Source organism: Amycolatopsis pretoriensis, assembly GCF_900107925.1.
Lineage (GTDB): Bacteria > Actinomycetota > Actinomycetes > Mycobacteriales > Pseudonocardiaceae > Amycolatopsis > Amycolatopsis pretoriensis.
In genome coordinates this window covers 375,466-398,697 of the sequence record NZ_FNUJ01000007.1, presented here as the reverse complement: position 1 = coordinate 398,697, position 23,232 = coordinate 375,466, and the positions used below count along the sequence as shown (strand labels likewise).

30 protein-coding genes are annotated in these 23,232 nt (G+C 68.8%); 21 read left to right on the top strand and 9 right to left on the bottom strand.

Features of this window, described 5'->3' with window-relative positions; translation table 11 throughout:
• Positions 1-88: 88 nt before the first annotated feature.
• A complete protein-coding gene (locus tag BLV96_RS31750; protein WP_167379794.1) occupies positions 89-943 on the top strand; it encodes an alpha/beta fold hydrolase in 855 nt (284 codons plus the stop codon).
• A 13-nt stretch (positions 944-956) separates the two neighbouring features.
• Positions 957-1,454 (top strand): nitroreductase family deazaflavin-dependent oxidoreductase, encoded by a 498-nt coding sequence (locus tag BLV96_RS31740; RefSeq protein ID WP_086684908.1) that lies wholly within the window; start codon positions 957-959, stop codon positions 1,452-1,454.
• Here BLV96_RS31740 and BLV96_RS31735 read toward each other — a convergent pair.
• Entirely contained in the window at positions 1,438-2,823 is a 1,386-nt protein-coding gene (locus BLV96_RS31735; RefSeq protein ID WP_086684905.1) for a WS/DGAT/MGAT family O-acyltransferase, read from the bottom strand. The genes BLV96_RS31740 and BLV96_RS31735 overlap by 17 nt on opposite strands.
• A 51-nt stretch (positions 2,824-2,874) precedes the next feature.
• Here BLV96_RS31735 and BLV96_RS31730 point away from each other — a divergent pair, with 51 nt between their 5' ends.
• The gene (locus BLV96_RS31730) at positions 2,875-4,116 is read left to right on the top strand and encodes an alpha/beta hydrolase (protein ID WP_086684902.1); all 1,242 of its coding nucleotides are present in this window, start codon (positions 2,875-2,877) and stop codon (positions 4,114-4,116) included.
• Here the strand turns inward: BLV96_RS31730 and BLV96_RS31725 are convergent.
• The 4 genes from BLV96_RS31725 to BLV96_RS31710 all read right to left on the bottom strand — a co-directional run bounded on the left by BLV96_RS31725 (position 4,110) and on the right by BLV96_RS31710 (position 9,905).
• Entirely contained in the window at positions 4,110-5,270 is a 1,161-nt protein-coding gene (locus tag BLV96_RS31725) for an SWIM zinc finger family protein (RefSeq protein WP_091389794.1), read from the bottom strand. The two genes, BLV96_RS31730 and BLV96_RS31725, sit on opposite strands and share 7 nt — an antisense overlap.
• Positions 5,270-8,008: a DEAD/DEAH box helicase gene (locus BLV96_RS31720; RefSeq protein ID WP_086676617.1), complete on the bottom strand. Its 2,739-nt coding sequence runs from the start codon at positions 8,006-8,008 to the stop codon at positions 5,270-5,272. Before BLV96_RS31720 ends, BLV96_RS31725 begins: the two co-directional genes overlap by 1 nt.
• Before the next feature lie 107 nt (positions 8,009-8,115).
• Positions 8,116-9,315: a tyrosine-type recombinase/integrase gene (locus BLV96_RS31715; protein ID WP_086676618.1), complete on the bottom strand. Its 1,200-nt coding sequence runs from the start codon at positions 9,313-9,315 to the stop codon at positions 8,116-8,118.
• On the bottom strand, positions 9,312-9,905 hold the full coding sequence (locus tag BLV96_RS31710) for a hypothetical protein (protein WP_143051064.1): 594 nt from the start codon (positions 9,903-9,905) through the stop codon (positions 9,312-9,314). The genes BLV96_RS31715 and BLV96_RS31710 overlap by 4 nt, the downstream gene beginning before the upstream one ends.
• Positions 9,906-10,007: 102 nt before the next feature.
• Here BLV96_RS31710 and BLV96_RS31705 point away from each other — a divergent pair, with 102 nt between their 5' ends.
• From BLV96_RS31705 to BLV96_RS31690, 4 genes are all read left to right on the top strand, one after another.
• Entirely contained in the window at positions 10,008-10,199 is a 192-nt protein-coding gene (locus tag BLV96_RS31705; RefSeq protein WP_086676620.1) for a helix-turn-helix transcriptional regulator, read from the top strand.
• A 360-nt stretch (positions 10,200-10,559) separates the two neighbouring features.
• Entirely contained in the window at positions 10,560-10,979 is a 420-nt protein-coding gene (locus BLV96_RS31700; protein WP_086676621.1) for a histone-like nucleoid-structuring protein Lsr2, read from the top strand.
• Between the two features lie 7 nt (positions 10,980-10,986).
• The gene (locus BLV96_RS31695) at positions 10,987-11,544 is read left to right on the top strand and encodes an Lsr2 dimerization domain-containing protein (RefSeq protein WP_086676622.1); all 558 of its coding nucleotides are present in this window, start codon (positions 10,987-10,989) and stop codon (positions 11,542-11,544) included.
• A 54-nt stretch (positions 11,545-11,598) separates the two neighbouring features.
• Complete coding sequence (locus BLV96_RS31690; RefSeq protein WP_143051063.1) at positions 11,599-11,931, top strand: hypothetical protein; 333 nt, start codon at positions 11,599-11,601, stop codon at positions 11,929-11,931.
• An 80-nt stretch (positions 11,932-12,011) separates the two neighbouring features.
• On the opposite strand, the gene BLV96_RS49355 is transcribed toward BLV96_RS31690, so the two are convergent.
• Positions 12,012-12,356, bottom strand: a complete 345-nt coding sequence (locus tag BLV96_RS49355) for a hypothetical protein (RefSeq protein ID WP_143051062.1) — start codon at positions 12,354-12,356, stop codon at positions 12,012-12,014.
• A gap of 193 nt (positions 12,357-12,549) precedes the next feature.
• Between BLV96_RS49355 and BLV96_RS31680 the strand changes: the two genes are divergently transcribed.
• From BLV96_RS31680 to BLV96_RS31655, 6 genes are all read left to right on the top strand, one after another.
• Positions 12,550-13,281 carry a DUF7873 family protein gene (locus tag BLV96_RS31680; RefSeq protein WP_091389791.1) on the top strand — a complete coding sequence of 244 codons (732 nt, stop codon included), beginning with the start codon at positions 12,550-12,552 and terminating at the stop codon, positions 13,279-13,281.
• A 649-nt stretch (positions 13,282-13,930) separates the two neighbouring features.
• Positions 13,931-14,368, top strand: a complete 438-nt coding sequence (locus tag BLV96_RS31675) for a hypothetical protein (protein ID WP_086678612.1) — start codon at positions 13,931-13,933, stop codon at positions 14,366-14,368.
• 116 nt (positions 14,369-14,484) lie between these two features.
• Positions 14,485-15,048 carry a YkgJ family cysteine cluster protein gene (locus tag BLV96_RS31670; RefSeq protein ID WP_143051061.1) on the top strand — a complete coding sequence of 188 codons (564 nt, stop codon included), beginning with the start codon at positions 14,485-14,487 and terminating at the stop codon, positions 15,046-15,048.
• The gene (locus BLV96_RS31665; RefSeq protein WP_143051060.1) at positions 15,045-15,632 is read left to right on the top strand and encodes a hypothetical protein; all 588 of its coding nucleotides are present in this window, start codon (positions 15,045-15,047) and stop codon (positions 15,630-15,632) included. Before BLV96_RS31670 ends, BLV96_RS31665 begins: the two co-directional genes overlap by 4 nt.
• Positions 15,632-16,069: a hypothetical protein gene (locus tag BLV96_RS31660; protein WP_086673998.1), complete on the top strand. Its 438-nt coding sequence runs from the start codon at positions 15,632-15,634 to the stop codon at positions 16,067-16,069. The genes BLV96_RS31665 and BLV96_RS31660 overlap by 1 nt, the downstream gene beginning before the upstream one ends.
• Positions 16,070-16,115: 46 nt before the next feature.
• Positions 16,116-16,628: a hypothetical protein gene (locus BLV96_RS31655; RefSeq protein ID WP_143051059.1), complete on the top strand. Its 513-nt coding sequence runs from the start codon at positions 16,116-16,118 to the stop codon at positions 16,626-16,628.
• A 142-nt stretch (positions 16,629-16,770) separates the two neighbouring features.
• Here BLV96_RS31655 and BLV96_RS31650 read toward each other — a convergent pair whose 3' ends face one another.
• From BLV96_RS31650 to BLV96_RS49350, 3 genes are all read right to left on the bottom strand, one after another.
• Entirely contained in the window at positions 16,771-16,965 is a 195-nt protein-coding gene (locus BLV96_RS31650; protein WP_086674002.1) for a DUF397 domain-containing protein, read from the bottom strand.
• 36 nt (positions 16,966-17,001) lie between these two features.
• A complete protein-coding gene (locus BLV96_RS31645; RefSeq protein WP_086674004.1) occupies positions 17,002-17,880 on the bottom strand; it encodes a helix-turn-helix domain-containing protein in 879 nt (292 codons plus the stop codon).
• Positions 17,881-18,097: 217 nt separating this feature from the next.
• Complete coding sequence (locus BLV96_RS49350) at positions 18,098-18,352, bottom strand: hypothetical protein (RefSeq protein WP_143051058.1); 255 nt, start codon at positions 18,350-18,352, stop codon at positions 18,098-18,100.
• Positions 18,353-18,664: 312 nt separating this feature from the next.
• Between BLV96_RS49350 and BLV96_RS49345 the strand changes: the two genes are divergently transcribed.
• The 8 genes from BLV96_RS49345 to BLV96_RS51300 all read left to right on the top strand — a co-directional run bounded on the left by BLV96_RS49345 (position 18,665) and on the right by BLV96_RS51300 (position 23,204).
• Positions 18,665-19,057, top strand: a complete 393-nt coding sequence (locus BLV96_RS49345; protein WP_143051057.1) for a hypothetical protein — start codon at positions 18,665-18,667, stop codon at positions 19,055-19,057.
• A 5-nt stretch (positions 19,058-19,062) separates the two neighbouring features.
• Complete coding sequence (locus BLV96_RS31635; RefSeq protein ID WP_143051056.1) at positions 19,063-20,088, top strand: helix-turn-helix domain-containing protein; 1,026 nt, start codon at positions 19,063-19,065, stop codon at positions 20,086-20,088.
• On the top strand, positions 20,081-20,494 hold the full coding sequence (locus BLV96_RS31630) for a hypothetical protein (RefSeq protein WP_086674010.1): 414 nt from the start codon (positions 20,081-20,083) through the stop codon (positions 20,492-20,494). Before BLV96_RS31635 ends, BLV96_RS31630 begins: the two co-directional genes overlap by 8 nt.
• 262 nt (positions 20,495-20,756) lie before the next feature.
• Positions 20,757-21,092, top strand: a complete 336-nt coding sequence (locus BLV96_RS31625) for a hypothetical protein (protein WP_086674012.1) — start codon at positions 20,757-20,759, stop codon at positions 21,090-21,092.
• A 407-nt stretch (positions 21,093-21,499) separates the two neighbouring features.
• A complete protein-coding gene (locus BLV96_RS49340; protein WP_143051055.1) occupies positions 21,500-22,018 on the top strand; it encodes a hypothetical protein in 519 nt (172 codons plus the stop codon).
• Complete coding sequence (locus BLV96_RS31615) at positions 22,015-22,521, top strand: hypothetical protein (protein WP_086674016.1); 507 nt, start codon at positions 22,015-22,017, stop codon at positions 22,519-22,521. Before BLV96_RS49340 ends, BLV96_RS31615 begins: the two co-directional genes overlap by 4 nt.
• Positions 22,522-22,525: 4 nt before the next feature.
• The gene (locus tag BLV96_RS49335) at positions 22,526-22,972 is read left to right on the top strand and encodes a hypothetical protein (RefSeq protein WP_143051054.1); all 447 of its coding nucleotides are present in this window, start codon (positions 22,526-22,528) and stop codon (positions 22,970-22,972) included.
• Between the two features lie 103 nt (positions 22,973-23,075).
• Positions 23,076-23,204 carry a hypothetical protein gene (locus BLV96_RS51300; RefSeq protein WP_279627559.1) on the top strand — a complete coding sequence of 43 codons (129 nt, stop codon included), beginning with the start codon at positions 23,076-23,078 and terminating at the stop codon, positions 23,202-23,204.
• Positions 23,205-23,232 lie beyond the last annotated feature (28 nt).

Genomic DNA, 23,232 nt, shown 5'->3' with positions numbered 1-23,232 from the left:
CCGTCCCTCCGGATTCGGCGCAATACTGAAACCTGTTCTAGTCTTAACCGGAAAGGGTCGGTACGGCAACCCCCGGCGGAGGACGTGCATGGCGGTGACCGAACGCGGCGGCGCGCGCCGCCGGCTGATCACCATGCCGCCGACCGCCGGCGTGCCCGACCCGGTCCCGCTGGACCTGCCGGGGCGCGGCCGGACCGTCGTCACCGACGTCGGCCCGCGGGACGCGCCCGCGCTCGTCCTGCTGCATTCGGTGGCCTGCACGGGCCTGCTGACCTGGTATCCCGCCCTCGACCGGCTGGCGCGCGACCACCGGGTCGTCGTGTTCGACCAGCGGTGGCACGGGCGTGGCATCCGGTCGCCGGAGTTCCGGCTCGCCGACTGCGCCGAAGACGTCACCGCCGTCGCGGACGCGCTCGGCATCGGCCGGTTCGCGCTCGCCGGGTACTCGATGGGCGGGATGGTGGCCCAGCTGGTCGCCCATGCGGAACCAGAACGTGTTACCGGACTGGTCCTCTGTTCGACGGCGAGCAACTTCCGCCGCGGGCTGCGCCAGCGCGTCGCGCTCGACGTGTTCGGCCGGACGCTGCGGCAGCTGCGCGAGCGCGTGAAGCTGCCGCCCGTGCCCGCCGCCGTCCCGCGCGAGCGCGTCGAGGACTACCGGTGGGGGCTGCGGGAGTTCCGGTCGACCACGCCGTGGGAGATCGCGGTCGCCGTCGACGAGATCGGCCGCTTCGACTCGACGCCGTGGCTCCCTTCGGTGCGGCTGCCCGCGGCCGTCGTCGTGACCACGAAGGACCGGTTCATCTCCCCCGACCACCAGCGGTCGCTGGCCCGCCGGCTCCCGGGCGCGGCGACGTACGAGGTCGCGGCCGGGCACGCCGCCTGCGTCCTGGCCGCCGGCCGCTGGGTGCCCGCGCTGCTCGCCGCCGTCCACTCCCTCTGAGGAAGGAAACCCGATGGGACGCTTCAGCCTGCCCGACGAGAAACCCGGCGGTCTCGACTCGCCCGTGACGGCGAAGGTCATGAAGTACGGCGCGAAAGCGCAGGTCGCGGTGTTCCGGCTGACCGGCGGGCGCGTCGGCAGCACGTGGCGGATCGGTGCCGGCTTCCGCAAGCCGGTGCCGACGCTGCTGCTGGAGCACCGCGGGCGCAAGTCCGGCCGGCTGTTCACCACGCCGCTGCTGTACCTGCGCTCGGGCGAGGACGTCGTCATCGTCGGCTCGCAGGGCGGGCTGCCGAAGCACCCGCAGTGGTACCGGAACCTGCTGGCCCACCCCGAAACCCGCGTCCACCTCAAAGGACGGCGGGACGTCGCCGTCACGGCCCGGGTCGCCGATCCGGACGAACGCGCGGAGCTGTGGCCGCGGCTGGTCGAGCTCTACGCCGACTTCGCGAAGTACCAGGCGTGGACCGACCGGGAGATCCCGGTCGTGATCCTCAGCCCGCGGCCTTGAGCAGTCCGGCGAGGGCCTCCGGGAGCGCGTCGGCGAGCGGCCAGAGGTCTTTGACGAGCTCCCGCGCGCCGAGCAGGCCGACGTGCACCTTGCCGGCGTTGGACAGCACCGTGACGTTCAGCCCGGCGCCGTGGAAGACCGGGCCGAGCGGGTAGAAGCCGGTGATCCGCGCGCCGAGGAGGTAGAGCGGCATCGGCGGGCCGGGCACGTTGGAGACGACCAGGTTGTGCACCACCGGGTGCTTTTCGGCCAGGCGCAGCGCCGAATACGCGCGCACGGCGAGGCCGAACATCGTCGCCGCGGAGAACTGCGCCCAGTCCTGCAGCATGTCGGCGTCGATGTCGTAGTGGTGGTCCTTGGACAGCCGGTTGGCCTCGGCGAGGAAGAACACGCGCGCGGCCGGGTCCTCGAGGTGCGTCGGCAGCGAGGCGAAGAACGCGGACACCTTGTTGCTGCCGTGGTCGCGTTCGGTCCGGTCGTGCACCGAGACCGGGACGGTCGCGACCAGCGGATCTTCGGGCAGGTCGCCGCGCGCTCCGAGGAAGTCCCGCAGCGCGCCGGCGACGAGGGCGAGCACGACGTCGTTCACCGTGACGCCGAACGCGTTCTTGACCGCCTTGACGTCGTCGAGGTCGAGCTGGGCGAAGGCGACGCTGCGGTGGCCGGTGATCGTGCCGTTCAGCGACGTCCGCGGCGCGGTGAACGGGACCGGCATCCCCTTGCCGCGCAACGCTTTGCCGAGCCACCGCGGGACGAGCCCGAGCAGGTCGGGCAGCAGCCGGGCGACCTCGGCGGGGCGTCGGGCGATGCTCTCGACGCCGGTGCGGAGCAGCTGCGCCGGCGACGGCAGCGCGGGGTTGCGGGGCGCCTCGACGTCCGGCATCGGCGCGTCGGGCTCGAGGCCGGCGAGGTAGGTGATCAGGCTGGCGCCGCTCACGCCGTCGACGCTCGCGTGGTGCATCTTCAGCAGCACGGCGATCTGGCCGTCGGCCAGGCCTTCGATGACGTAGAGCTGCCAGAGCGGGTGCGCGCGGTCGAGCTGCTGGCCGGCGATGTGCGCGCAGAGCTCGGCCAGTTCGGCGCGGTCGCCGGGGGCCGGGACGCCGATGCGGTGCACGTGGTGGTCGAGGTCGAAGTCCTCGTCCTCGATCCACACGGGATGCCCGATATTCCAGACCGGATTGTGCAGTTTGCGGCGGAACGCCGGGATCACCCGGACCCGCTTTTCGAGTTCGTTCTCGAGCTTCGCGAAGCTGTAGCCGCCGGGGACGGTCGAGCCGTCGAGGACGAGCAGCCCGCAGACGTGCAGGACCTGGGCCGACGTCTCGAGGTACAGGAAGCTCGCGTCGAGGCCGCTCAGTCTCTGCATGGCGATCAGCGTAGGCGGCGCGTCACCCTACTCGCCGGTATCATCACGCTGGTGCAGCCGAATTTCCTGATCCGTCGCGCGGTCCAGCTCGGTCTCACGGCGAACGCGCTCCGCCCGTTGCGGGCCCGGTCCACGACGATCCCGGCGTTCTTCGCCGGGTGGCTGACCAGCGAGCTGGCGCCCCAGTTCCTCGCGCTGACGGCGGCCGACGCCGCGGTGCACGTGGCCCGCCACGGCGTCCGCGACCGGTCGACGCAGGCGGGGCTGGCGATGGCCGCGGCGTCGGCGGCCGGCCTCGCCGCGCTGGTCCGCACGGGCCACGGCGCCCGCGAGGAGATCGAGTCGGCGCTGACGTCGGCACTGGGCGAGGACTACGCGGCCGAGCTGGGCCGCTCCGACCTCGGGCTGCCGTGGGGCGAGCTGGCGTTGCCGTTCCGGATGGGCGCGCCGGACGTGCGGGTCGACCGCAACATCGCGTACGCGCCGGGCGGGAAGCGGTTCCTGCTGGACGTGTACCGGCCTTCTTCCGACGTCTCGGGAGCGCCGGTGCTGCTGCAGGTCCACGGCGGCGCGTGGGTGATCGGCAACAAGGAGGAGCAGGGCCGGCCATTGATGCGCTACCTGGCGCGTCGAGGCTGGGTGTGCGTGGCGATCAACTACCCGCTGTCGCCGGCGCACCGCTGGCCGGCGCACATCGTGGCGGCGAAGCAGGCGCTGGCGTGGATCCGTTCGTCGATCGCTTCGTACGGCGGCGACCCGGATTTCGTGGCGGTGACGGGCGGTTCAGCGGGCGGGCACTTGTCGGCGTTGCTGGCGTTGTCGCAGAACGACCCGGCGCTGCAGCCGTCGTTCGAGGACGTGGACACGAGCGTCCAGGCGTGCGTGCCGCACTACGGGGTGTACGACTTCGCGGCGACGTCCGGCTCGCGGGCGAGCCAGTACCGGCTGGAGAGCTTGATCGCGCGGCGGGTGTTCGCGGCCGATCGTGACCCGGTCCGGCATTTGGACGACTACGTGGCGGCGTCGCCGTTGGACCGGATTTCTTCGGAGGCACCGCCGTTCTTCGTGATCCACGGCCGGGACGACTCGCTGGTGCCGGTGCGCGAGGCGCGGGAGTTCGTGCGGCGGTTGCGGGAGAAGTCGCGCCAGCCGGTGGCTTACGCGGAGCTGGCGGGGGCGCAGCACGCGTTCGACGTGTTCACGTCGGTGCGGAGCGCGCACGTGGTGCGCGGGGTGGCGCGGTTCTTGGACTTCACCTACAACGCTTGGAAAGCCGAGCACCGGGGTCAGTAGGCCAGGTCCACCGGGCTCGCCGAGGGTGGGCCGTCGAGGCGCCACTCCGTTCCCTCGCGGACGAATCGGTACCAGCGGGCGTCGCGGCCGTAGCGCAGCTGCAGCTCTCCCTGCGTCAGGCGGTTGCGCCACACCTTCGGCTTTCCCGGCAGACCCGCGTCGGCCAGGACTGCCTGTGCTTCGGCCAACGGGCCCGGGCCCGGTTGCCACGTCTCGCGCACGACCGCCAAGCCCGCGCGGCCGGCTTCGCGCCACGCCTCCGCCCAGAGGACCAGCTCTCGCGCCGGCACCTCGGCGGCGGTGGCCAGAGCGGTGAAGTCCGAGCCGGAGCGGCTCGCCGCCCGGCGGGCCAGGTCTTCCTCGAACGTCAGCTGGGTTGCCGTCGGGCCGGTGTGCAGAAGGTCGCGGGCCAGCGAGGCCGCGTCCGCCGCCAGGCCGGAGAGCGCCGCCGCCGTCCAGCCGGTGCTCGGTGGTGGGTCCAGGTCCAGGACCGCGGGTGGGCCGGCCACTCGCGGTGGCGGGGGCAACGCGGGGATCGCGGCCGGGCGGCGGGCGTAGGCCGCGCGGGGCGTGAGGCCCTCGTCGACGCGCTTCGGCAGCTTCGGCTTCTCGCCGCGCGTCGGAGAGCGGCGGGCTCGCAGCTCGGCCAGGACGTCCGCGCGGGGGCGGCCGCGCAGCAGGAACAGCGTGAACGGGTCGCGGTCCACCTCGTCGGCGACCAGGTAGTACACCGCGGCGACGTGCTTGCACGGGTTCGCCGAGTCCGGACACGAGCACCGCGGCCGCAGGTCGCCCGGGCCGGGCAGCAGGTCGGCGCCCGCCTCGCGCGCCTGCTCGGCCAGCGCGGCCGGCAGTTCGCCGTCGAGCAGGGCGGCCGCGTGGCCGAGCCGCGTGCCGACGACGCCGAGCAGGGTGTCCCACTCGCCGTCGGTGAAGGTGCGCATGGTGATGGTCACCTTGTACGGCTGCGGCCGGCTGCCGCGCACCCGCGCCGTCATCGCACCGGCGCCGAAGTGCAGCTCGCTGACCGTGCCCTTGCGCGCGTACGTCCGCCCGCGCGGCAGCCGGTTCGGGTCGAGCTTGGCGCGTTGTTCCAGGGCGTCGACCCAGGCGCGGCCCCACCACGTCGTGCCGAAGTTGCGCCTCGGGGGCATCATCCGCTCCCGAGGCGGACCAGGTCGGCGAGCTCGTCGTCGGAGAGCTCGGTGATCCAGTCTTCCCCCGCGCCGACGATCGACTCCGCCAGCCCGCGCTTCTTTTCCAGCACCTGCGCGATCCGCTCCTCCAGGGTGCCCTCGGCGATGAGCCGGTGGACCTGGACGGGCCGGTCCTGCCCGATGCGGTAGGCGCGGTCGGTCGCCTGGTCTTCGACGGCCGGGTTCCACCAGCGGTCGTAGTGGATGACGTGGGTCGCGCGGGTCAGGTTGAGCCCGACGCCGCCCGCCTTGAGCGAGAGCAGGAAGACGGGGATTTCGCCGGCCTGGAACCGGTCGACCATGTCCTGGCGTTTCGCCGGCGAGCTTTCGCCGGAGAGCAGCTCGGTCGGCATGCCGCGCTCGGTGAGGCGGCGTTCGAGCAGCCGGCAGAGCTGGACGTACTGACTGAAGACGAGGACGCTCTCGCCTTCGTCGAGGATGACGTCGATGAGCTCTTCGAACGCGGCGAGCTTGCCCGAGCGGCCGGTGAGCGCGCCGTGCGGTTCCTTGAGGAACTGGGCCGGGTGGTTGCAGATCTGCTTGAGCTCGGTGAGCAGCTGCAGGACCTGGCCGCGCCGCTTGATGCCCTGCGTCTCGCGGATCTCGGCGAGGTTTTCGCGCACGACGGCTTCGTAGAGCGTGGTCTGCTCGGCGGTGAGCGGCACGAACCGGTCGGTCTCGGTCTTGGGCGGCAGTTCCGGGGCGATGTCCGGATCGGACTTGCGCCGCCGCAACAGGAACGGCCGCACGGTGGCGGCGAGCCGTTCGGTGACGGCCTTGTCGCGGTCGCGTTCGATCGGGCGCGCGACCGTGCGGCGGAAGCGGTCGAGCGGACCGAGGAGGCCGGGGGTGGTCCAGTCCACAATGGACCAGAGTTCGGTGAGCCGGTTTTCGACCGGGGTGCCGGTGAGGGCGACCTTGGCGCGGGCGGGGATCTTGCGGAGTTCCTTGGCGGTGGCGGAGAGGGGGTTCTTGACGTGCTGGGCCTCGTCGGCGGCGACGAGGCCCCAGTCCACTTCGGACAGCGTTTCGCGGTCGCGCCGGAGGACGCCGTAGGTGGCGAGGACGACCTCGTCGGGGGCGAGGTCGTCGAGGTGACGGCTGCCACCGTGGAACCGGCGGACGGGGATTTCGGGGGCGAACCGGGCGAACTCGCGCTCCCAGTTGCCGAGGAGGGAGGTGGGGCAGAGGACCAGGGTGGGGCCCGGCGCTGTCGCACGCCGGTGCAGGTGGAGCGCGATCAGCTGGATCGTCTTGCCCAGCCCCATGTCGTCGGCCAGGCACGCGCCCAACCCGAGCCCCGTCATCGTGGACAGCCACGCCAACCCCGCCTGCTGGTACGGCCGCAGCGTCGCCCGCAACCCCGGCGGTGGCGCCACCTCGCTTGACGCCCGGTCCCGGATCCGGAAAACCAAGTCGCCCAGCACCGGCGGGGCCGTGAACTCCACCCGCTCGCCGTCCAGTTCCAGCTCGCCCGTCAGCGCCGCCGCCAGCGCCTCGCCCGCCTCCAGCTTTCGCGTACGGCTTCGCACGCGGGCCAGCAGCTGCGGGTCCACCCGCACCCACTGCCCGCGCAACCGGACCAACGGCCGCTTCGCTTCCGCCAGCGCCGCCACCTCGGATGGCGTCAGCTGCTCGCCGCCCAGGCTCAGCTGCCAGCGGAACTCCAGGAGGCTCCGCAGCGCGAACTCCGCCTCCGTCACGCTCGCCGGTGCCTGGGTCGCGCTCGCCTTCGCCTTCACCTCGCCCGCGAACAGCCCCTTCGACCACAGCACCTCGATGCCCGCGCCGCCCAGGTCGCGGGCGCCGTCGGTGAGGAGGTCGACCACCTCGTCGTCGGACAGCTCCAGCGAGGACGGGGCCGGCTGGTCCAGCACCCGCTCCAGCGGCGCCCACGCCCGCGCGCCGCGGCGGAGGCCCAGCAGCAGCTGCGTCTCCACCTGGTCGCCGAGCCGGCTCAGCACCGCGTCCGGCGCGTCCCACAGCGTCGACGCCTCCACCACCAGGCTCGGCTCCGCCATGCTCCGCACCGCCAGCACCCCGGCGAACGACTCGTCGTCCAGGCCCTCGACCCGCAGCAGCACCTGGACACCCCGCGGCTCACGCGCCTCCAGCTCGGCCAGCCACGCCGCGCCGTCCGGGCCGAGCAGCGCCGGTTCGCGCGCCGCGAACGCCGGGTCGCCCGCGCCGACCGGGGCCGCCGGGCTGCGCGCCAGCAGGTCGGCCGTCGCGTCCCACAGGGCGCGGACCAGGGAGTCCGGCGAGTGCAGGCGGATGCGTTTCAGCCCGGTCAGCGGCAGCGCGTACGCCTCCGGTGGCAACGCCCCGGCCAGCCCGCGCAGCAGTTCCTCGTCGGCCGCGTCCAGCGGCCCGATCCGCCACGCCGCCGCCCCCGCCGGGGAGACCGCGGGACGCAGCCGCCCGCGTGCGACGAGGTTCACCCCCGCGTTGACCGCCGCCGACCACGCCGCGACCGCCGGGCTCGCCTCCTCCCCGACCGACAGCAGCCGGGGCAGGGCGCGTTCGAGGGGCACCAGCTCCGCCTCGACCTTCGTCCGCGCGAACTTGGCGCCCCGGGGCAGCACGAGCTCGATCGTGGTCCCGCCGGCCACGTCGTCGCCCCACAAGGCCAGCACGCCGTCCCGCGGGGGATCCGCGGGAAGGTAGGTGGCCCGGGTGTCTGCGCTGAACTCCACGACGGCAACGCTAGAACACACCCCCGACAGTTTCGGGACCGACGGCGCGAACGGTCCTTTCACGACGGGTTCAGGCGAAATCTGGCCCTGACCTGCGGGGAGCACCGCTAGGCCCCCGTCCCGGTACGCGGAGGGTACGCGCGGGCCCGGCCAGCGAACGCGCGGTCGATGGTGTCCGCCGCCTGCCCGTGGGCCCGCTCGAACAGGTGGCCGTACACGTCCATGGTCGTCTTCATGTTCTTGTGGCCTAGGTACTGCTGGATCGCCTTGGGGTTGGTGTGGCCGTCGATGAGCGTCGACACGTAGTAGTGCCGCAGGCAGTGCTGCCCGGTCTCGTCCTCATCGGCGGGGTCCAGACCCGCCGCCATCACAGCCGGCCGCCAGACCCGCTCGTTGAACTGACTACGGTTGATCAACTTCCCGGTCTCCGAGATGAACAGGAGACGGTTCGACTTCTTGCAGCACTCGCACCGGACGGCCATGGTGCCGTACCGGGCAATATGCGCGGCAAGGGCTTCCGCCGTCATCGCGGGAAGCGGCACCGTCCGCACGGACCCCCGCTTGGGCGGGACCAGGGTGAGCGTCCCGTTGATGCGCTGCACTTGGTGACGGATCGTGATCTTCCGTTGCAGAAAGTCGATGTCCTCGACGGCGACGGCGAAGCTCTCGCCCTGCCTGTGACCGCACGTGGCGGACACCAGCGGGATCGCGTGGTACCGGTCGGGGAAGGCGCTCAGGATGCCGTCGACCGTCTCGTCCTCGAACAATCGGGGTTCCACCCGGCGGGGGTCGTCCACGCGCTCTACCTCGTCGTACGGGTGTGCCGGGATCACGCCGTCGATCTTGGCCCCGCGAAAGATGCCACCGAGGTGTATCCAGCACGCGAGGATCGTTGCGTCCGAGAGTTTCCCGCCGCGCACTGACGTCTTGTTCCGCATGTACGCCTTCCATCCGTTCACCGAGGACGGTCGGCAATCGATCATGCGCTTGGCCCCGAAGTGCGGATAGATGTGGTTCTTAAGCCGGGACTTGACCGTCTCGATCGTCCGGGGCGTGCCGGGGTGGTTCGGCAGCCAATGCTTTTCCACGTAGTCCCGGAACAGGATGAGACCCTTGGTTGCGTCGTACGGCTGCAACCCTTTCAGCAGGTCGGCGTTAACGGCCGTGTCGTGCTTTTCCGCGTCGCTCTTCTTCGCGAACGAGCGGGTGGGGCACCCGGGATTCCTCACACGCCAACGCTTCCCGCGCCCGTAGTCCTTGGTCCGCGTGCGTGTGCCTCTGTGATGCCAGCGATCTTCGACTGTCATTTCTCGTCCCTTTCTGGAATGAAACCCTTGTCGCGCGCGGCGGCGATCCACCGGGCGGCGGTGCGGTACGACGTGCCGAACCGCTCTTCCACGGTCTTAATCCCCCGCCGAGGGTCGGCGGCGTTGTAGACCTCGGCGACGGTGCGCAAGTGGTCTTCGGTGACCGTCTTGCGGGTGCCGTGGCGGGCTGCCCGGACGGCGGCAACGGCGAGCCGCTGTGCATCCGGGGTGCCGGGTGCCGGGCTCACGATGATGGGGCGGCCGTCGTCGTCGGACGCGACGATCGTGGGTGCGACTTCGGCAACGATCGCCTCTATCCAGTCTTCGAGTTTGATCGCCCGAAGATCGACCGCTCGGACTTCGCGGCCGCCGTCCTTGGCGGTCACGGTCACGGCCGTGCACACCGGGACGCCGTCCCGGGCTTCGATCGTCAACATGGTGGCCGGAAGGTCCGGAGCACTGGTGATGTACGCGGTGATCCGCCGCGGTAGCAGTCGGTCACCACCCATGCGGACTGTGTCGCCGGCGTCGAACTCGGCGTAGCCGTAGGTGAAGTCTGCGCGCGTCAACGGACGTGGGTGATCGGGCACCCTGCCACCTTTCGGTCGTGGTCTGGCAGTACGACTGTGCCACTAGGTGTGCCAATGTCGCAACTACTGCGAAATGATCACCACCACTGAGAGGTGTTGACGATGCCTGCGAAGCACCTGAGCATCCGCGACCTGTCCGACCGGCTCGGCGTCCCCGTGCCGACGCTCTACCGCTGGAACAGTCACCAGACCGGTCCGAAGTACTTCCGGGCCGGCCGCCACGTGCGATACCGGCTCGCGGACGTCGAGGCGTGGGAGCGCGCCCACGAAGCCGGCGGGGAACGCGTCGCCTGAGTGGTTGCCGTCGCCCGGTTGAGTGACATATCAAGAGACGGTTCGGCGCACCGGACGCACCCACGGTGTGCCCACTATGGACAGTGCCGGGTATGCCAAAGATGACGATCTTGCTGGGGATTCGGCCACAGGGGGACGAGTCGGACCCGGTCCACAGTGGTCAATTGGCACACGGACAAGACGCCGAAACACCCCGACGCCAGCCGGCCGGTTGGTTGCGAGGTCATGGCCTCGGGTGTTAACTGCCAGGCAACACGCGGTCACCGCGTATTGAAAGGCAGTTGACGAGTCCGCACCCCCTTCACGCGGACCGCGCAGGCCCTTTCCCCTCACGTTCAAATCACGGCGGGAGCACACACGTTGCAGCACGCGCACATCACGTTGGTCGACGACCTCGACGGGTCCGAGGCGAGCGAAACCGTTCAGTTCATGCTCGACGGCGTCGAATACACCATCGACCTCAACGACGAACACGCCGCCGACCTGCGGGAAGAGCTGGCGCGCTACGTCGAAGGTGCGCGCCGCACCGGCGGCCGTGCGGTACGTCGCCGCGTCGCCGAGCGGCCTCGCCACCTCAGCGCCGCGGTGCCGCTCGCGGCGCAGAGCGAATCGGCCCGCATCCGCGAATGGGCGGCAGCCAACGGACACCACGTCAACGCGCAGGGCCGCATCCCCAATGAAGTGATCGCCGCCTACCGCGCCGACCAGGTCAAGGAACGGTCGGCCCCGGCGAAGGCCACCGGACGTGCCCGTGGAACCCGCGTGAACGCCAAGGCGTGAACGCCACATGGCGCAACGAATCACCATCGTCGACGACGTCGACCTAGAGACCGTCGCCGTCGGGTCGGTTGAGTTCGGTTTCCGCGTCAACGGCGCGGCCGGCACCCGCGCGGCGCGACAGGAATACGTGATCGACCTCGGCCCGGAGCGGCTTGAGGAACTGACAGCCGTGCTGACCGAGTGGGCATCGCACGCACGGAAAGCCGACAAGGGGCAGGCCGTGATACGGGCCCCTATCCCCCCGCCGGTCGTCGCAGACCAAAGCGAGGTCACGCACGAGTGGTTCACGCCGCCCGAAGTGCACTCGACCCGTGAACGTGAGCGCTGGACGCTGATGCGGAAAGACGCTCGCGCGTGGGCGCTGGTGAACGGGTGGCCGGGCCTCGGCGACCGAGGCCGGGTGCCAGATCACGCCTACGTCGCATGGAAAAAGACGATGGGGTGGACGGGTCCCCTCTTCGAAGAGTGGTCGGCGTGGCGAGATGCACGTGACAAGGACAGTCCGCCGAAGCGCAAGCAGCCACGGGCGAAGGCGACCAAGTCCACTCAGGACACATTGATGTAAGGGGGCGAGATCAGGTTGGCTTACAACGACTCTGCCGTTACGTACGAGTTCGTCATGTCGATGGTCGAGGCGTACGTACTCGACCATCCTGAGTTCCAGATGTGCCGGGAGTTCGGCCACGCGATGCGCCCCACCCACCGGGACTACATCGGCAAGGCGTCCGGGTCAGCGTTCACGTTGCTGAAGAAGCTGAAATGCCGGTCGTGCGGCACCAAGCGGATCGACGAGTACAGCAGCGTCACGCGCGACCTCATCCGTCGCGCCTACGAGTACCCCGACGGCTATCTGTTGGTGGGCATGACCATGTCCCGCCACGACATGCGGTCGTGGAACATGGAACGGTTCTTGGCCGAACGCGCGGCCGTCGAGGAAGCTGAGGCGGCGTGATGTCCCGAGCGCGCGCGGCATGTCGGCGCGTACTCACCGCCGTGTTCTCTCGCGCCACCATGTGGTCCTTGCTGACCGTGTCATTTGGCGGCGTCCTGATGACGTGGCTCGTGTGGGCCAACCCCCACCCCACTGGGCTCCCCATCGGGGCGGCGAGCACGACGTTTCTGTTCCTGTTCGGCATCGCGGTCCTGCTCGAAGTCGAGAGCCGGACCAGGAAGCTTCGCGCTGCATCGGCGCCAGCACCCGACCCGCGGGTAGTTGTCCCGATCATCTGCCGGTACCACGGTGTGTTCCTTGGGATGCACACGTGGATCGCGATAGCGCCGATCGCGGCCGGTGAGCTGCGAAAGGTCCGCATCGCCGTCGGCATGGTCGCCGATGAAGCGACTGATAGCCCCGAACGACTGGACGTCGTAGTCCACGCGGTCCAGTGAAGACGCGTAGCCGGGCTCTGTAGGGCTGCCCCCGCCGAGAGCAGAGGCCCGGCTACGCCCGCCCACGGCACGCAGGGGGTGCCGGGGTTGGAAAAGGGGTTCCCCGCCGTGAAGCACACCCCACGGCGGGGAACCCCGTCCCCCATGCGAACTACCAGATTCAGAAGGAGGTCACGGGCCCATGGTCAAGCTGCATCAAATCCTGCCGGTCGAAAAGGACGCCAAGGCGCAGGCGTTCGCCGCGCTCAAAAACGCGGATCACCTGCTTGAGAAGCAACCGCTTTTGTCCGGCATTTCGCGCACGTACCGGCCGAAGGAAGACGGTGGGGACCCGCTCCCGCCCGAGTCCACGCGCGTCCAGGTCCGCGCCGGCGCGGTCATCGCGGACGTGGTCCTGAAGATGACCCGGGCGTTCGACGCGGTGGCCACCAAGGAGACGGCCAACCGGAACGCCTCGGCTGATCTGGTGGTGGGTGACGTCACGCTCTTGGATAACGTGCCGGTGGCCGTGTTGCTGTTCCTGGAAAAGCAGTTGGTCAGCCTGAACACGTTCATCCGCAGGCTTCCTGTGCTGGACCCGTCGGAGCAGTGGGAGTACGACGAGACGACCGACACGTGGTCGACCGAGCCGTTTGAGACGACCAGGTCGAAGAAGCTCCCGCGCAGCTACGAGAAAGCCCCGGCGACCGAGCACCACAAGGCGCAGGTGGAAATGTACTTTGAGGACGTCATTGTGGGCACATGGACCACAGTGAAGCGGAGTGGCGCACTGCCGGCCGCCCGCATTAAGATCCTCATCGAACGCGTCGAGACGCTACAGCGGGCCGTAAAGATGGCGCGCGAAGCGGCGAACACCGTCGAGGTCGAAGACGTGAAGATTGGCCGCCGCTTCTTCGACTTCCTGTTCGCGTAGGCGCGGACCCAACGGTTTCCCCTCGGGCCCTAGGTTGGGCAGCTTGGGGATTGGCACAGACTGAACGACTCAGACTCAGACTCAGACTCATAGGCGGAACAACCCCGCACAGTGCAGGTTCGAATCCTGCCCCGGGCACCACGGGCCCGGGTAGCCCAATCGGCAGAGGCAGCGGGCCGCATGTCAGATTCTTGCCACAGACTCAGCATTGCCGCCGCACGTCACATCGACCACGCGGGGACGATTCCTTGTCGAGATTGCGGGTTCGATTCCCGCCGGCGCCTCCAATCATGGCGCTGTGGCTCAACGGCAGAGCGCGACGGAACATGAACTTGATCCCCGTGTTTAAACGTGGTGACGCGCCCAATGACGGCGCAAAAGTCGCCCGTGAGGGCAACGGACTGTTAATCCGTTACACACTTTGCATGTCGGGCGGTCACTGGATACGTGGCCGCCCGACCCTATTTCCAAGGCGGTGCAACGTGAAACGACGAACCCGGTCGGGTGCGGAACGGGACGTGCACAGCCGATGGCGCCGCCGGTTCTGCTGGACACAGAAGTCGGGCGCCGTGAAGAAAGTCAAACGAATCGGCAATCGCCGCGAGCGCCGCGAAGGGAAGCAGCAGGCGCGGCGTCAGGACGGGGAATAATGACAATCGATCCGGGCTACTACCGGACCTTGGCGAAAGACGACCCTTCGCTGTTCACGCTCACCGTGGAACTTCGGAGCTTCGTGGGTGAACGGAAGTGGCGAGCGGGCTTCCCGCCTCGACAGCTGGTCAGCGGACTGGTTCTCAAAGCGGCCGGCGTGTTGGCGACCATCTACGACGCGGACAGCGTCAGCGCGGACCTTGCCGGTGATCGTGATATCGCCGAAGGTCTCGCGGACGTACTGATGTACGTGATCAGGCTGGCCGACATTGCAGGGGTCGACTTGGTTCACGAGGTCTGGCATCGCCTCGAAGCGAACGCGGCACAGGGTAAGGCGGCGCAGCGTAAGGCGGGCAGCCTCGGGCCGGCCTGGGCGCCGGACCAGATGTCCACCGTGGACACGCTCGACAACGCCGAAGGACGGGCGGGCAACTAGATGTCCAAGACGGAGATCAGGCGTTGCACCTGCGCAAACCGGTTCCAGGACGACACCTACGGCGAAGGCCGGCGCGTCCATAACGCTAAGCGAATGAAAGACGGCAAGTCGACGGGATGGCGATGCACGGTATGCGTCCGCGAAACCGAGGGCGCCGCGACGCCGCCGGCGGCCGCGACACCGCCACAACGCGGCTCGGGCCGAGCGGGGGCGAAACGATGAGCCGCCAGCGGATTCCCACGCGCGCCGAGGCAATCGCCGCGCTCGAAGACCTTTACGAGCAGGTGCCGGCCATTGAGTGCAAGGGCTTGTGCCATGACTCATGCACGTCGATCGATGCGTCCGAACTGGAGCGTGAGCGGCTTGCCGCCCGGGGGGTGACTTTGCCAGTCCACATGTCGTACGAGCGCTTACAGGCCCTGATCGCGACCGGCAAGACCCCTCGGTGCCCGGCGTTGTCGCCGCTCAACACCTGTTCGGTGTACGACGTCCGGCCTCTGATTTGCCGCGTCTTCGGCGTGGTGCGCGACCGTTCGGACCTGATCCGCGGTGGCCTGCGTTGCGAACACGGCTGCATCCCGGACGCGACCATCGACGCCTCGGAGCTGTTCCGAGCTCTGCGGCAGATCGAGGAACTGTCAATCGCCGTGACCGGCGTTCCGAGGTCGAGGCGGCTATGACAACGACACCTGATGAAGACGACGGCCTGTGGGTGCGGTCGGACGTATTGCCGGACGGAACATACGGCGTGGCCGTGACGGTAGGGCCTGACTGCGCGTTCCACCTAGACCGAGCGCAGGCGCTCGAGTACGCCGCAACGTGCATGAGCCGGGCGACCGAGGCGGAACACGCCGTCGCCGTGATTCGCCTGCTCACGGAACGTCTGAAACTCGGTGAGGACGCGGCGAAGACCGTCGTCATGCGTGACTTGCGGCAACAGCTGGTCGGCGATCACGACACGACCGCACCGCTTCGCCTGGTGCCCGCGATCGGCCGCAACCTGAATCCGGCGAGCCCCAACCGGTTCACGCCGATAGTGGTGATCGAGCTTGGTGGCGAACAGCTCGGCGTTCTTGAACCGGACGCGGTTCGCGATCACGGTGAGGGCGTCTTGAACACCATGGCCGGCGCGGTGCTCGACGACCGGCTGTTCCGCTACCTGACCGAGCGGATCGACCTGCCGGCCGACAAGGCGCGCGCGGTCGTGGCCGGCCTCTCCGAATACCTACCCATAGACAACGACACTGAAAGGCAAGCTCAGTAATGACGATCCCGTGGAACGTGACGGGCCTGGTGAACGCCGGTGTCACGGCGGAGCTCAACGCCGCGGGCCGCAAGGCCGGTTGCGACGACCTCACGTGGACACTCGACGCGTCGTTTTCCAGCCTGATCCTCTCGGGCTCGGCGGCCGGAATGTACCCCGACAGCGAAGTGCCCGCCGTGCTCGCCGGGTGGCGGGACTTCCTCGGCATGACGTTGACCGACCCTGTGGTGGCGGGGACACGCCAACTGATCGCCCAGTTCCCCGGCCTCACGGTGTCGGTGTGGGGCGTCATCGACGGCATGAAGTACCACTCCGAAGCGGCGGACGTCTTCGAAACGGCGTTGGGCGCCGTTGGAGCCGACCCCGACGACTGGTTCGGCGGGGCAGAACTCGACGCGACGGCCACAACAACGCCTGAGGACGCTGGTGTCCGCTAAGTGGCGGCCTGCGTTCCGGCACGGGCTGCGGGGTGACCTCGGCACGGTGGCCGGGGTCATCGCCGGCGCCGAGGAATGCCACAACGACCGGGGATGGGACCAGCTGCCCCCGATGCTGTACGTGCTCAGCCGGACCCCGGATTCCCGACCCGGATACCTCGACCTGTCGATGACGCCGGTCAATGAGGCCAGCGACCTTGCCCGGATCGCGCACCTGTTGGAGACCGGCACGGCGGAGGAACGGGCCGGGTTCGACCCACCCGGCGACCCGGTCGCGCACGTCTTCCTTGCCGAGGGATACCGCGCCGCCACGGGTATCACTCTGCCGCCGGGGTGCGACCCTGCCGACGTGGTGGGCAGCATCGAATGCCGGTTCGCGGTGGGGATCGTCGGCGAAGCCGACGTGCTCTATCTGCGCCGTGACCGAGGCCGGCAACAGGAAGTGTTGAATACCCGGACCGACGCCGGGCCGGTCGACCGCCTCGGCGGGGAGCACGTGTATCCCGGTCTATTGCGGGTGCACACCGCCGCACGTCGACTTCACGGCTTAGCGACATGACGGAGCAGGCATGAGCCGTCGATCACGTAGGCTGTCGACACGGCCGCCCATGGGTCCGGCGGACCGCATAAGAACGGCCCCTCGGCGCGGTTCCCTTTGTTCCCGCGCCCGAGGGGCCGTTCCCTTCGAACCTATCGGTGGACTAGCGGACCACCGCGTCGTCGAGGAATGCCGCCCACGAACCGTGCGGTACCGCGATGACCGGTCCGGCGGGGTCCGTGCTGTCTCGGACGGCGGTCACGTCCGGGGTCTGGGCCACTTCGACGCAAGCCTGTTGGTCGCCGCCGCCGCTATAACTGCTCTTTCGCCAGCGGGCGCCACTGGTGATGTCGGACATTGTTGTCCTTTCCTTTGTTCTTACTGCTGCGTCGGGTCACCGCGCACGTTCAAGCCACCGTGCCGACGCGTTGGGGTCCAGCGCCAGACGTTCCAGGCGCTCAAAGTTGAGGGTATACGCCTCAACGTCCGGCCTCGATTCGATGTACAGGCCGGAGGTCAGGTTCTCGACGTAGACGGCGGACACGTCTTCTTCGTTCTCGAACTTCATGAGGTGGTAGGCCGCCTCGAAGCCCGCCGCCGGGCTGCCCTGCTCCGTCTTGACGGGGGCATCCTCGGCGGCCTCGGCCGGCAAGACTTGCCACGTGACGTTCGGCAACTCGCCCATGGTCAGCAAGTGATCCTTTTGGCCGCGCGACACGAACGGCTGGTGGAACGCCGCTTCGTAGATGATGGCCTTGATCCGCAGTGCGCCGGACGTGACTCGCTCTTGTCGGCGACGCCGGAGTTCACGCCGAGCCTCAATCCGGTCGTCATCGGAGTTCCACGCCCGCATGAGGCGGGTCATGTAGTCCTCATCTTGGAGAAGCCCCGGCATCAACAGGGCCTCCTTGTTCCATACGTCAGTAGCGTCGGACTCGGTGACCATGAAGTCGGCGAAGTCGTCGCCCGTGTCCGCGTCGGCAAAGGCACGCCACCACACGAGACCTTCCTGACCCTTGACGGCGTAGGTCACGACACGGTCGCGTTCCTCTTCGTCAACGCCGAGGATGGCGGCAAGCGCGATGATCTCCGCAGGTCCCGCAATCTGGCCTGCCGTCTCGAACCGGTTGAGTTTCGCCGCGCTCCATCGCAACTGCGCGGCGGCTTCCTCCGTGGTCTTGCCCGTCGCGGCTCGCCACGCCTTGAGTCTGGCGGCGACCCGCCGTTGCCGGATGTTCGGCCGAGCCTTCTTGACCTCGGGCTTGTCAGCCACTCCACCTCCACGCGCTCACATGGTCAGCCTCGGATGCCCGCCAAGTTACGACAGACGGCGTCGGCCGATCGGGTGAAATCTCCCATGTCGCGATATCACTCACGCCGCTCACATGAAATATTTCACCAGCGGGGTTACCCCGCGTACCGCGAGCTTAGTGGAACGTTGCATCCGGGTCCGCGCCGACCGATGGGTCAGTGCGAGCCGCGGGCGCCGGTCACGAGAGGGCAGAGCCATGGATCACACCACCACCGGCGATACCGGCGGACCGGCCGGCTTCGGAGAAGTCCCCTGCGCCGACGCCACTGGGCGCCCCCGGCACACGCGAGTGCAGAACGACGACGCTGGCCGGGTCGTCGTCATCATCCCGCCGGGCGGCTCCGGCACTTTCGACAGAGAGCAGGCCCGCGCTCTCTCGCGTGCCTTGCTTGAGTTTGCCGCGCTCGGTGACGCCCACGCGCGCGGCCGCCACTTGGCTCCCGTGCCATCCGGCGCCTGAAACCAGCCCGCCAAGGCCGTCCCCGGGGTCCGCTTGACACGGCGTTCCTAGGCCCCGGGGACAACCCGCCGGGCGGCGACCGACCCGTGGTTGAGTCGCCGGGATAGCGGTTCTTATCCAAACCCCCTCGGACCGCATCCCGGCTTGACTCCCCGTCGGTCGCCGCCCCCCCCAGACGGGCGGCGGACGCGAGCGGGCCCCCGATCCATTCGCGTCCGCTGCCTCACCACATGACCGCATCCCACGGGCCGATGAGCCGGGGAGCCGACCACGGGGACCAATCCCATGACCAAACCCGCCACCAGGGCATCCATCCCAGTCACATGCACAACCACGCATGTTGAACATGAAGTCCCCGAAGAAGCCATCGCCGTCGAGCGCGATGACGTCCGGCTCCCCACCCTCTGTGATGATCAGCTCATCCCCGCGCCGGGCGCGGTCGGGCCATCCCGCATCTGCAGGCCATGCAAGATCCACAAGCGTGCCCTAGCCGAGCCTCCCCCGGACGACCCGGAGGAAGGTCGCCAGCCGATCGACGTGGCTGACCTCATCTACCGCGAAGGGCTCGCCGACCAGATTCCGCGCCAACGCGACCGCGCCGCCCACCGCCGGACGTTGTCCCGTCGGATTGCCCGGCTGGTGCACCGCCGCCCCGCCGAGCCCGACACGGCAGCGTGACGGCCGTGACCGACGACAGCCCGGTGCCGTACAGCGTCACCACACTGCGCGGGCAGTACCTCGCGGGTGCAACCCTGCGCGAACTACGCGCGAAGTACGACGTCCCGTTGAGGGCGGTGATCAACGACGTCGGCGACCTCCTCTATAGCCGCCGCATCACGCCCGGCGTGTCCGCCGTCGAGGCGGATCGACCGGAGGTCGCGGCCCGGATCGAAGACCCGGCGCGACGCCGAGCGCTAGCGCTGATGGTCCGCCGGGATCGGCATACCGGGTGGTCGATGGGGCGCCTGTCGACTGAGTACGAACTGACCGAGGAGACCCTTGAGCAGTTGATCACCAGCGTCGACGTGGAGATCCTCCGGCTCCGGCGCGAACAAGTCTCGTACGCCGCGATCGGCGCGCGATTCGGCGTAGCCCGGGACAGCGTCGGTATGTGGGTTCGAGCCGCCGCCGCCAACCAAGACGCCGCGTTGGCCTTCGCCGAAATCCCGGACGGCCCCCCGGCCGACCTCGCCGAACGCACCCCGTACCTCGTCACGGACGCCGCCGCCGAGGCATTCGTGTCCGCAATCGGCAGCGCCCTTCGCCGCCGGCGCCGCGCCGCCGGATGGGACGCACGTTTCGCCGCCGAACAGATCGGCGTCAGCCGTCCCGCACTCTCCACCCACGAGAACGGCACCCGGGTCATGGGCATCGACACACTGTTGAGGTACGCCGGCGCCTACAGCGTCACGCCCGCCGAGCTGGTCGCCGAGGCGTTCGCCGCCATCGACGCACCCGCCGCCCCGCGCACCGACGCGATCATGGTCGACCTCGCCGCCCTCGCTCACACCGACCGCCCCGACCTCGAAGGGCTCCGGGAGTGGGCCCGGCTCCGAGCCGCCTCGGCCGACCACCTCGAACGGTTCACCATCCCCATCGACATCGACGCCCTCGAACATCTCGCCGGCAGTCTCGGCATCGAAGCCAGCCGGCTCATCGCGGCGTTGCGCGAACTCGAACGCCCGGGGCCGGGAGACGCCCATGCCTAGCTACCGGGTGCCGACCCTGGACGACCAGATCCGCGAACTGATGCACGGCACGCCCATCACCTTCCCATGGGAGTGGGCGGACATCGACGGCTCGCCCGAGCAGTGGGCCGGGCAACTCGGGCTGTTGGCCATGCGGGTCGGGCTCGCCGTCCAAGTCGTCACCATTCCCCGTCACTCGTTGTCGATCGCCTGGAACGCCGACCGCCCTTCGCCCCCCATGTCCTACTTCACCGCCGTCATTGAGCGTGTGAACGCCGCCCGCGCCGCGGGCGGCCTGGTCCTGCCGACGAAGGACGAACTCCTAGTCGTCTCCCAGGTCCCCACTTCGCGGCTCCGTCACGGCTCGCGCGGCCTACGCCCCGTCCCCGGCATCCCGCCGTGGTCGCGGCCGACGACGCCGGACTGAACGCGCCATGCCGGACCGGGGGAACCGGGTGCTCCGAGATGAGGCGCGACCCGAACTGATCTCACATTGGTTCTACGGCCGGGTCGTCATGCACCGTGTGACCGGGCGGTACCTCGAACGGCTCAAATGGCGCGGAATGTGGCTGGGCGTCTCGGAATGCGGCCGAATCTGCCGATCACCGTTGCAAGGCAACACAAATACCGTCGAGTGGTGTCAGGAGTGCTACCCGGGATGGTCGGGCAGCTGAAAGGAATGAAGTACATTGTCGACGATCCTCTGTCACGGCGAGGCCGCCGGATACCACCACGTCGAACAGTCAGTTCGCGTCGACCTCCACGCCGCCCCCGATGGGCAGGGCTGGGAACTGTGCGACCTCACGGCCGCCGCGGGCGACGGCCCCGACGCCGAACCCCTTGTCGTGATTTACGAAGCGCCCCAACAAACCAACTGCGCGTGCGGGACCGCTACGCACACGTCGCCCGAGTGTGACGCGTGGGCCGCCCAACTCATGAACGCCGAGATTCCTGGCGCGCACGAATTGCTGCTCATGCTCGCGGCGAGACTCGGCTACACGGTGACGAAGAGGGATACCGAGTGAACCTGCGCCGCGCCGCCCTTGCCGTCGGATTCGTCGGCATCTTCGGCGGCGTCCTGATGGTCTTCGTCCCACTCCGCGCCGAGAGCGCCATGGGGAAGGCCGTCCACTGTGGAACCGCAATCAGCCCGAGCGCTCCCGGGGTTGGTCCGGCCACTGGTGCACATGAATGCGGCCAGGTCGTCACCGACTGGCAGGCCGCTGCCGGCCTGATTGTCGGGGGCGGTGCCGTGCTGTGCCTCGGCGGTATGACGATCCCGGCGCCTAGACACAGAGAAATGGCCCCCGCGCATCCCGGGGACGAGTCCGGGAGCGCGGGGGCCTAAGAGGCTGCCCGAGGTAAGAGGGACCTTGTCGGACAGCCCGCCTGTGTGCGGGCTGTTGCGGCATCGGAGGGGACGGAAAGGCTCATGCCCGAACATGCCGGGCCGCGCGGCGTCGCGGCTCGACGGGCCTACGATGAGGCCCAGCTCAGAAACCCGTTCATGGACCATCGTGAACGAAACCGCTTCGAACGCGACATCGCGTACGCGGACTGGGAAGACGACCACGACGGCCAGCCGGCCCCGGGCTTCGTGGAGCCGAAACCCCGATGGTTCGACCGAGACGACGTCGGCGTCTTGCCGTTCCGCGTGCTCCATTGGGGTGACGACGGCAAGGTTCGCGCACGGGACTTCTGGACCGGCAACCGCGCTCGGGAATTCTGGGCTCTCCATACCGCTTGCGACCGACAGGCGCAGATCCGGCATTACAAGCCGTGGGACCCGCCAGCGCCGCGCCTGCACAGTCCGTGCTGGAACGGCCTGTGCGCCCTGAATCCGTGCTGGGGGATCGTGCACTGCGACTCTGCCGGGCAGACATGGGAGCAACCGGAAGGGACCGTCTACAACCCGAGAACCGGGCTCTACGAACGGCGAGGGCTCCGATGACGCCGGACGACGCATTTGCCGCCATCGAAGCCGCGGTGAAGCGGTCACACGCGAACGGCCCCGTCGCCGTCGTCGTGATCGAGGGCGACGCTCGGTTCACCAGCTGGGCGGCCGCCTGCTGGGCATACCGCCGGCGCCACGACTTCCCGCGCGACATGTACACCGTCGACCTGTCTGAATTCCGGCGCAACGGCTGTGTCGATCTAGCCGAAGTGTCCCGAGTGATGCTCCGCCGACTTGGCGTTTGGCGATGGCGAGTGCCGAAGTCCCTGCCCGCCCGCATCACGAAGTACCACCAGCGGGCCGCGAGCCGAAGAGTGTTGATTGTCATCGGAAATGCTGACGCGGCCGCGCAAGTCCGCGCACTCACCGCCGGCCACCCGGGGAGCGTCATCCTGGCGACCACTCGGCGCGGCCTCACCGGGTTCGTCGGCGACGGCGTCCAGTTCGTGACCACGACCCGGACCTACATAGGGCCTACCATAAAACGCCAGAAGGGGTAATTCCGTGGCACCCGAACCCGTCGAAGACGACGACTACTTTTTCGGCCTCGACTTTATCGAAAAGCACAACATCCGGTACAACGCCTGGGACATGGGTGTATACGAATACCCGCATGGGCCGAGACGACTGTGGGCGGCACGGATCGAACGGCGCGACGCCGCAGGAAAAATGTACGACTGGGCTTGGATCACCACCACGAAGCCCGACGCTACCGCCCCAGACTGGGACGACGAAATCGCCCTGAAAGTAAGAGATGCCGCTGACGGCCGCCTATCGTTCGACGCCTACATCACCGAAAACCTGGGCGACGACGCGCGAACCTCGCTCAACCGCAACGAATATCGCATGTGGGTCGACGCTACTGCCACATGGTTCGAGGCGCGCGACTTCCTCGGATGGGACGCCGCGCTGATCAAATCTTTCTTCACCGTCGTACCCAACGAGATCTGAACGACACGTGAGCCATTCATCGTGCGAGTGGTGGCGGAGCAACTGGATAAGACGAAAACCGTCCCGCCGTTGCTTAATGTCGCCGAAAGAGAAAGGTAATCGAATGACCGAGTCCCCGACCGAAGGTGCCCCCGAAGGCGGCGCCGAAGAACCGGAGACAACGACCGAACAGGGCGGGGGTCTGACCCGCGAAGAGGCCAACAACCTGTGGATGCGCACGCTAGACCACTAGCACGGGCCACCGACCACCGGCCCAACCC

Coding starts and splice junctions, on each gene's coding strand:
- BLV96_RS31750 (WP_167379794.1), top strand. CDS start 89: ATGGCGGTGACCGAACGCGGCGGCGCGCGCCGCCGGCTGATCACCATG.
- BLV96_RS31740 (WP_086684908.1), top strand. CDS start 957: ATGGGACGCTTCAGCCTGCCCGACGAGAAACCCGGCGGTCTCGACTCG.
- BLV96_RS31735 (WP_086684905.1), bottom strand. CDS start 2,823: ATGCAGAGACTGAGCGGCCTCGACGCGAGCTTCCTGTACCTCGAGACG.
- BLV96_RS31725 (WP_091389794.1), bottom strand. CDS start 5,270: ATGCCCCCGAGGCGCAACTTCGGCACGACGTGGTGGGGCCGCGCCTGG.
- BLV96_RS31715 (WP_086676618.1), bottom strand. CDS start 9,315: ATGACAGTCGAAGATCGCTGGCATCACAGAGGCACACGCACGCGGACC.
- BLV96_RS31705 (WP_086676620.1), top strand. CDS start 10,008: ATGCCTGCGAAGCACCTGAGCATCCGCGACCTGTCCGACCGGCTCGGC.
- BLV96_RS31695 (WP_086676622.1), top strand. CDS start 10,987: ATGGCGCAACGAATCACCATCGTCGACGACGTCGACCTAGAGACCGTC.
- BLV96_RS31690 (WP_143051063.1), top strand. CDS start 11,599: ATGTCGATGGTCGAGGCGTACGTACTCGACCATCCTGAGTTCCAGATG.
- BLV96_RS31680 (WP_091389791.1), top strand. CDS start 12,550: ATGGTCAAGCTGCATCAAATCCTGCCGGTCGAAAAGGACGCCAAGGCG.
- BLV96_RS31675 (WP_086678612.1), top strand. CDS start 13,931: ATGACAATCGATCCGGGCTACTACCGGACCTTGGCGAAAGACGACCCT.
- BLV96_RS31670 (WP_143051061.1), top strand. CDS start 14,485: ATGGCGATGCACGGTATGCGTCCGCGAAACCGAGGGCGCCGCGACGCC.
- BLV96_RS31665 (WP_143051060.1), top strand. CDS start 15,045: ATGACAACGACACCTGATGAAGACGACGGCCTGTGGGTGCGGTCGGAC.
- BLV96_RS31660 (WP_086673998.1), top strand. CDS start 15,632: ATGACGATCCCGTGGAACGTGACGGGCCTGGTGAACGCCGGTGTCACG.
- BLV96_RS31650 (WP_086674002.1), bottom strand. CDS start 16,965: ATGTCCGACATCACCAGTGGCGCCCGCTGGCGAAAGAGCAGTTATAGC.
- BLV96_RS49345 (WP_143051057.1), top strand. CDS start 18,665: ATGACCAAACCCGCCACCAGGGCATCCATCCCAGTCACATGCACAACC.
- BLV96_RS31630 (WP_086674010.1), top strand. CDS start 20,081: ATGCCTAGCTACCGGGTGCCGACCCTGGACGACCAGATCCGCGAACTG.
- BLV96_RS49340 (WP_143051055.1), top strand. CDS start 21,500: ATGCCCGAACATGCCGGGCCGCGCGGCGTCGCGGCTCGACGGGCCTAC.
- BLV96_RS31615 (WP_086674016.1), top strand. CDS start 22,015: ATGACGCCGGACGACGCATTTGCCGCCATCGAAGCCGCGGTGAAGCGG.
- BLV96_RS51300 (WP_279627559.1), top strand. CDS start 23,076: ATGACCGAGTCCCCGACCGAAGGTGCCCCCGAAGGCGGCGCCGAAGAA.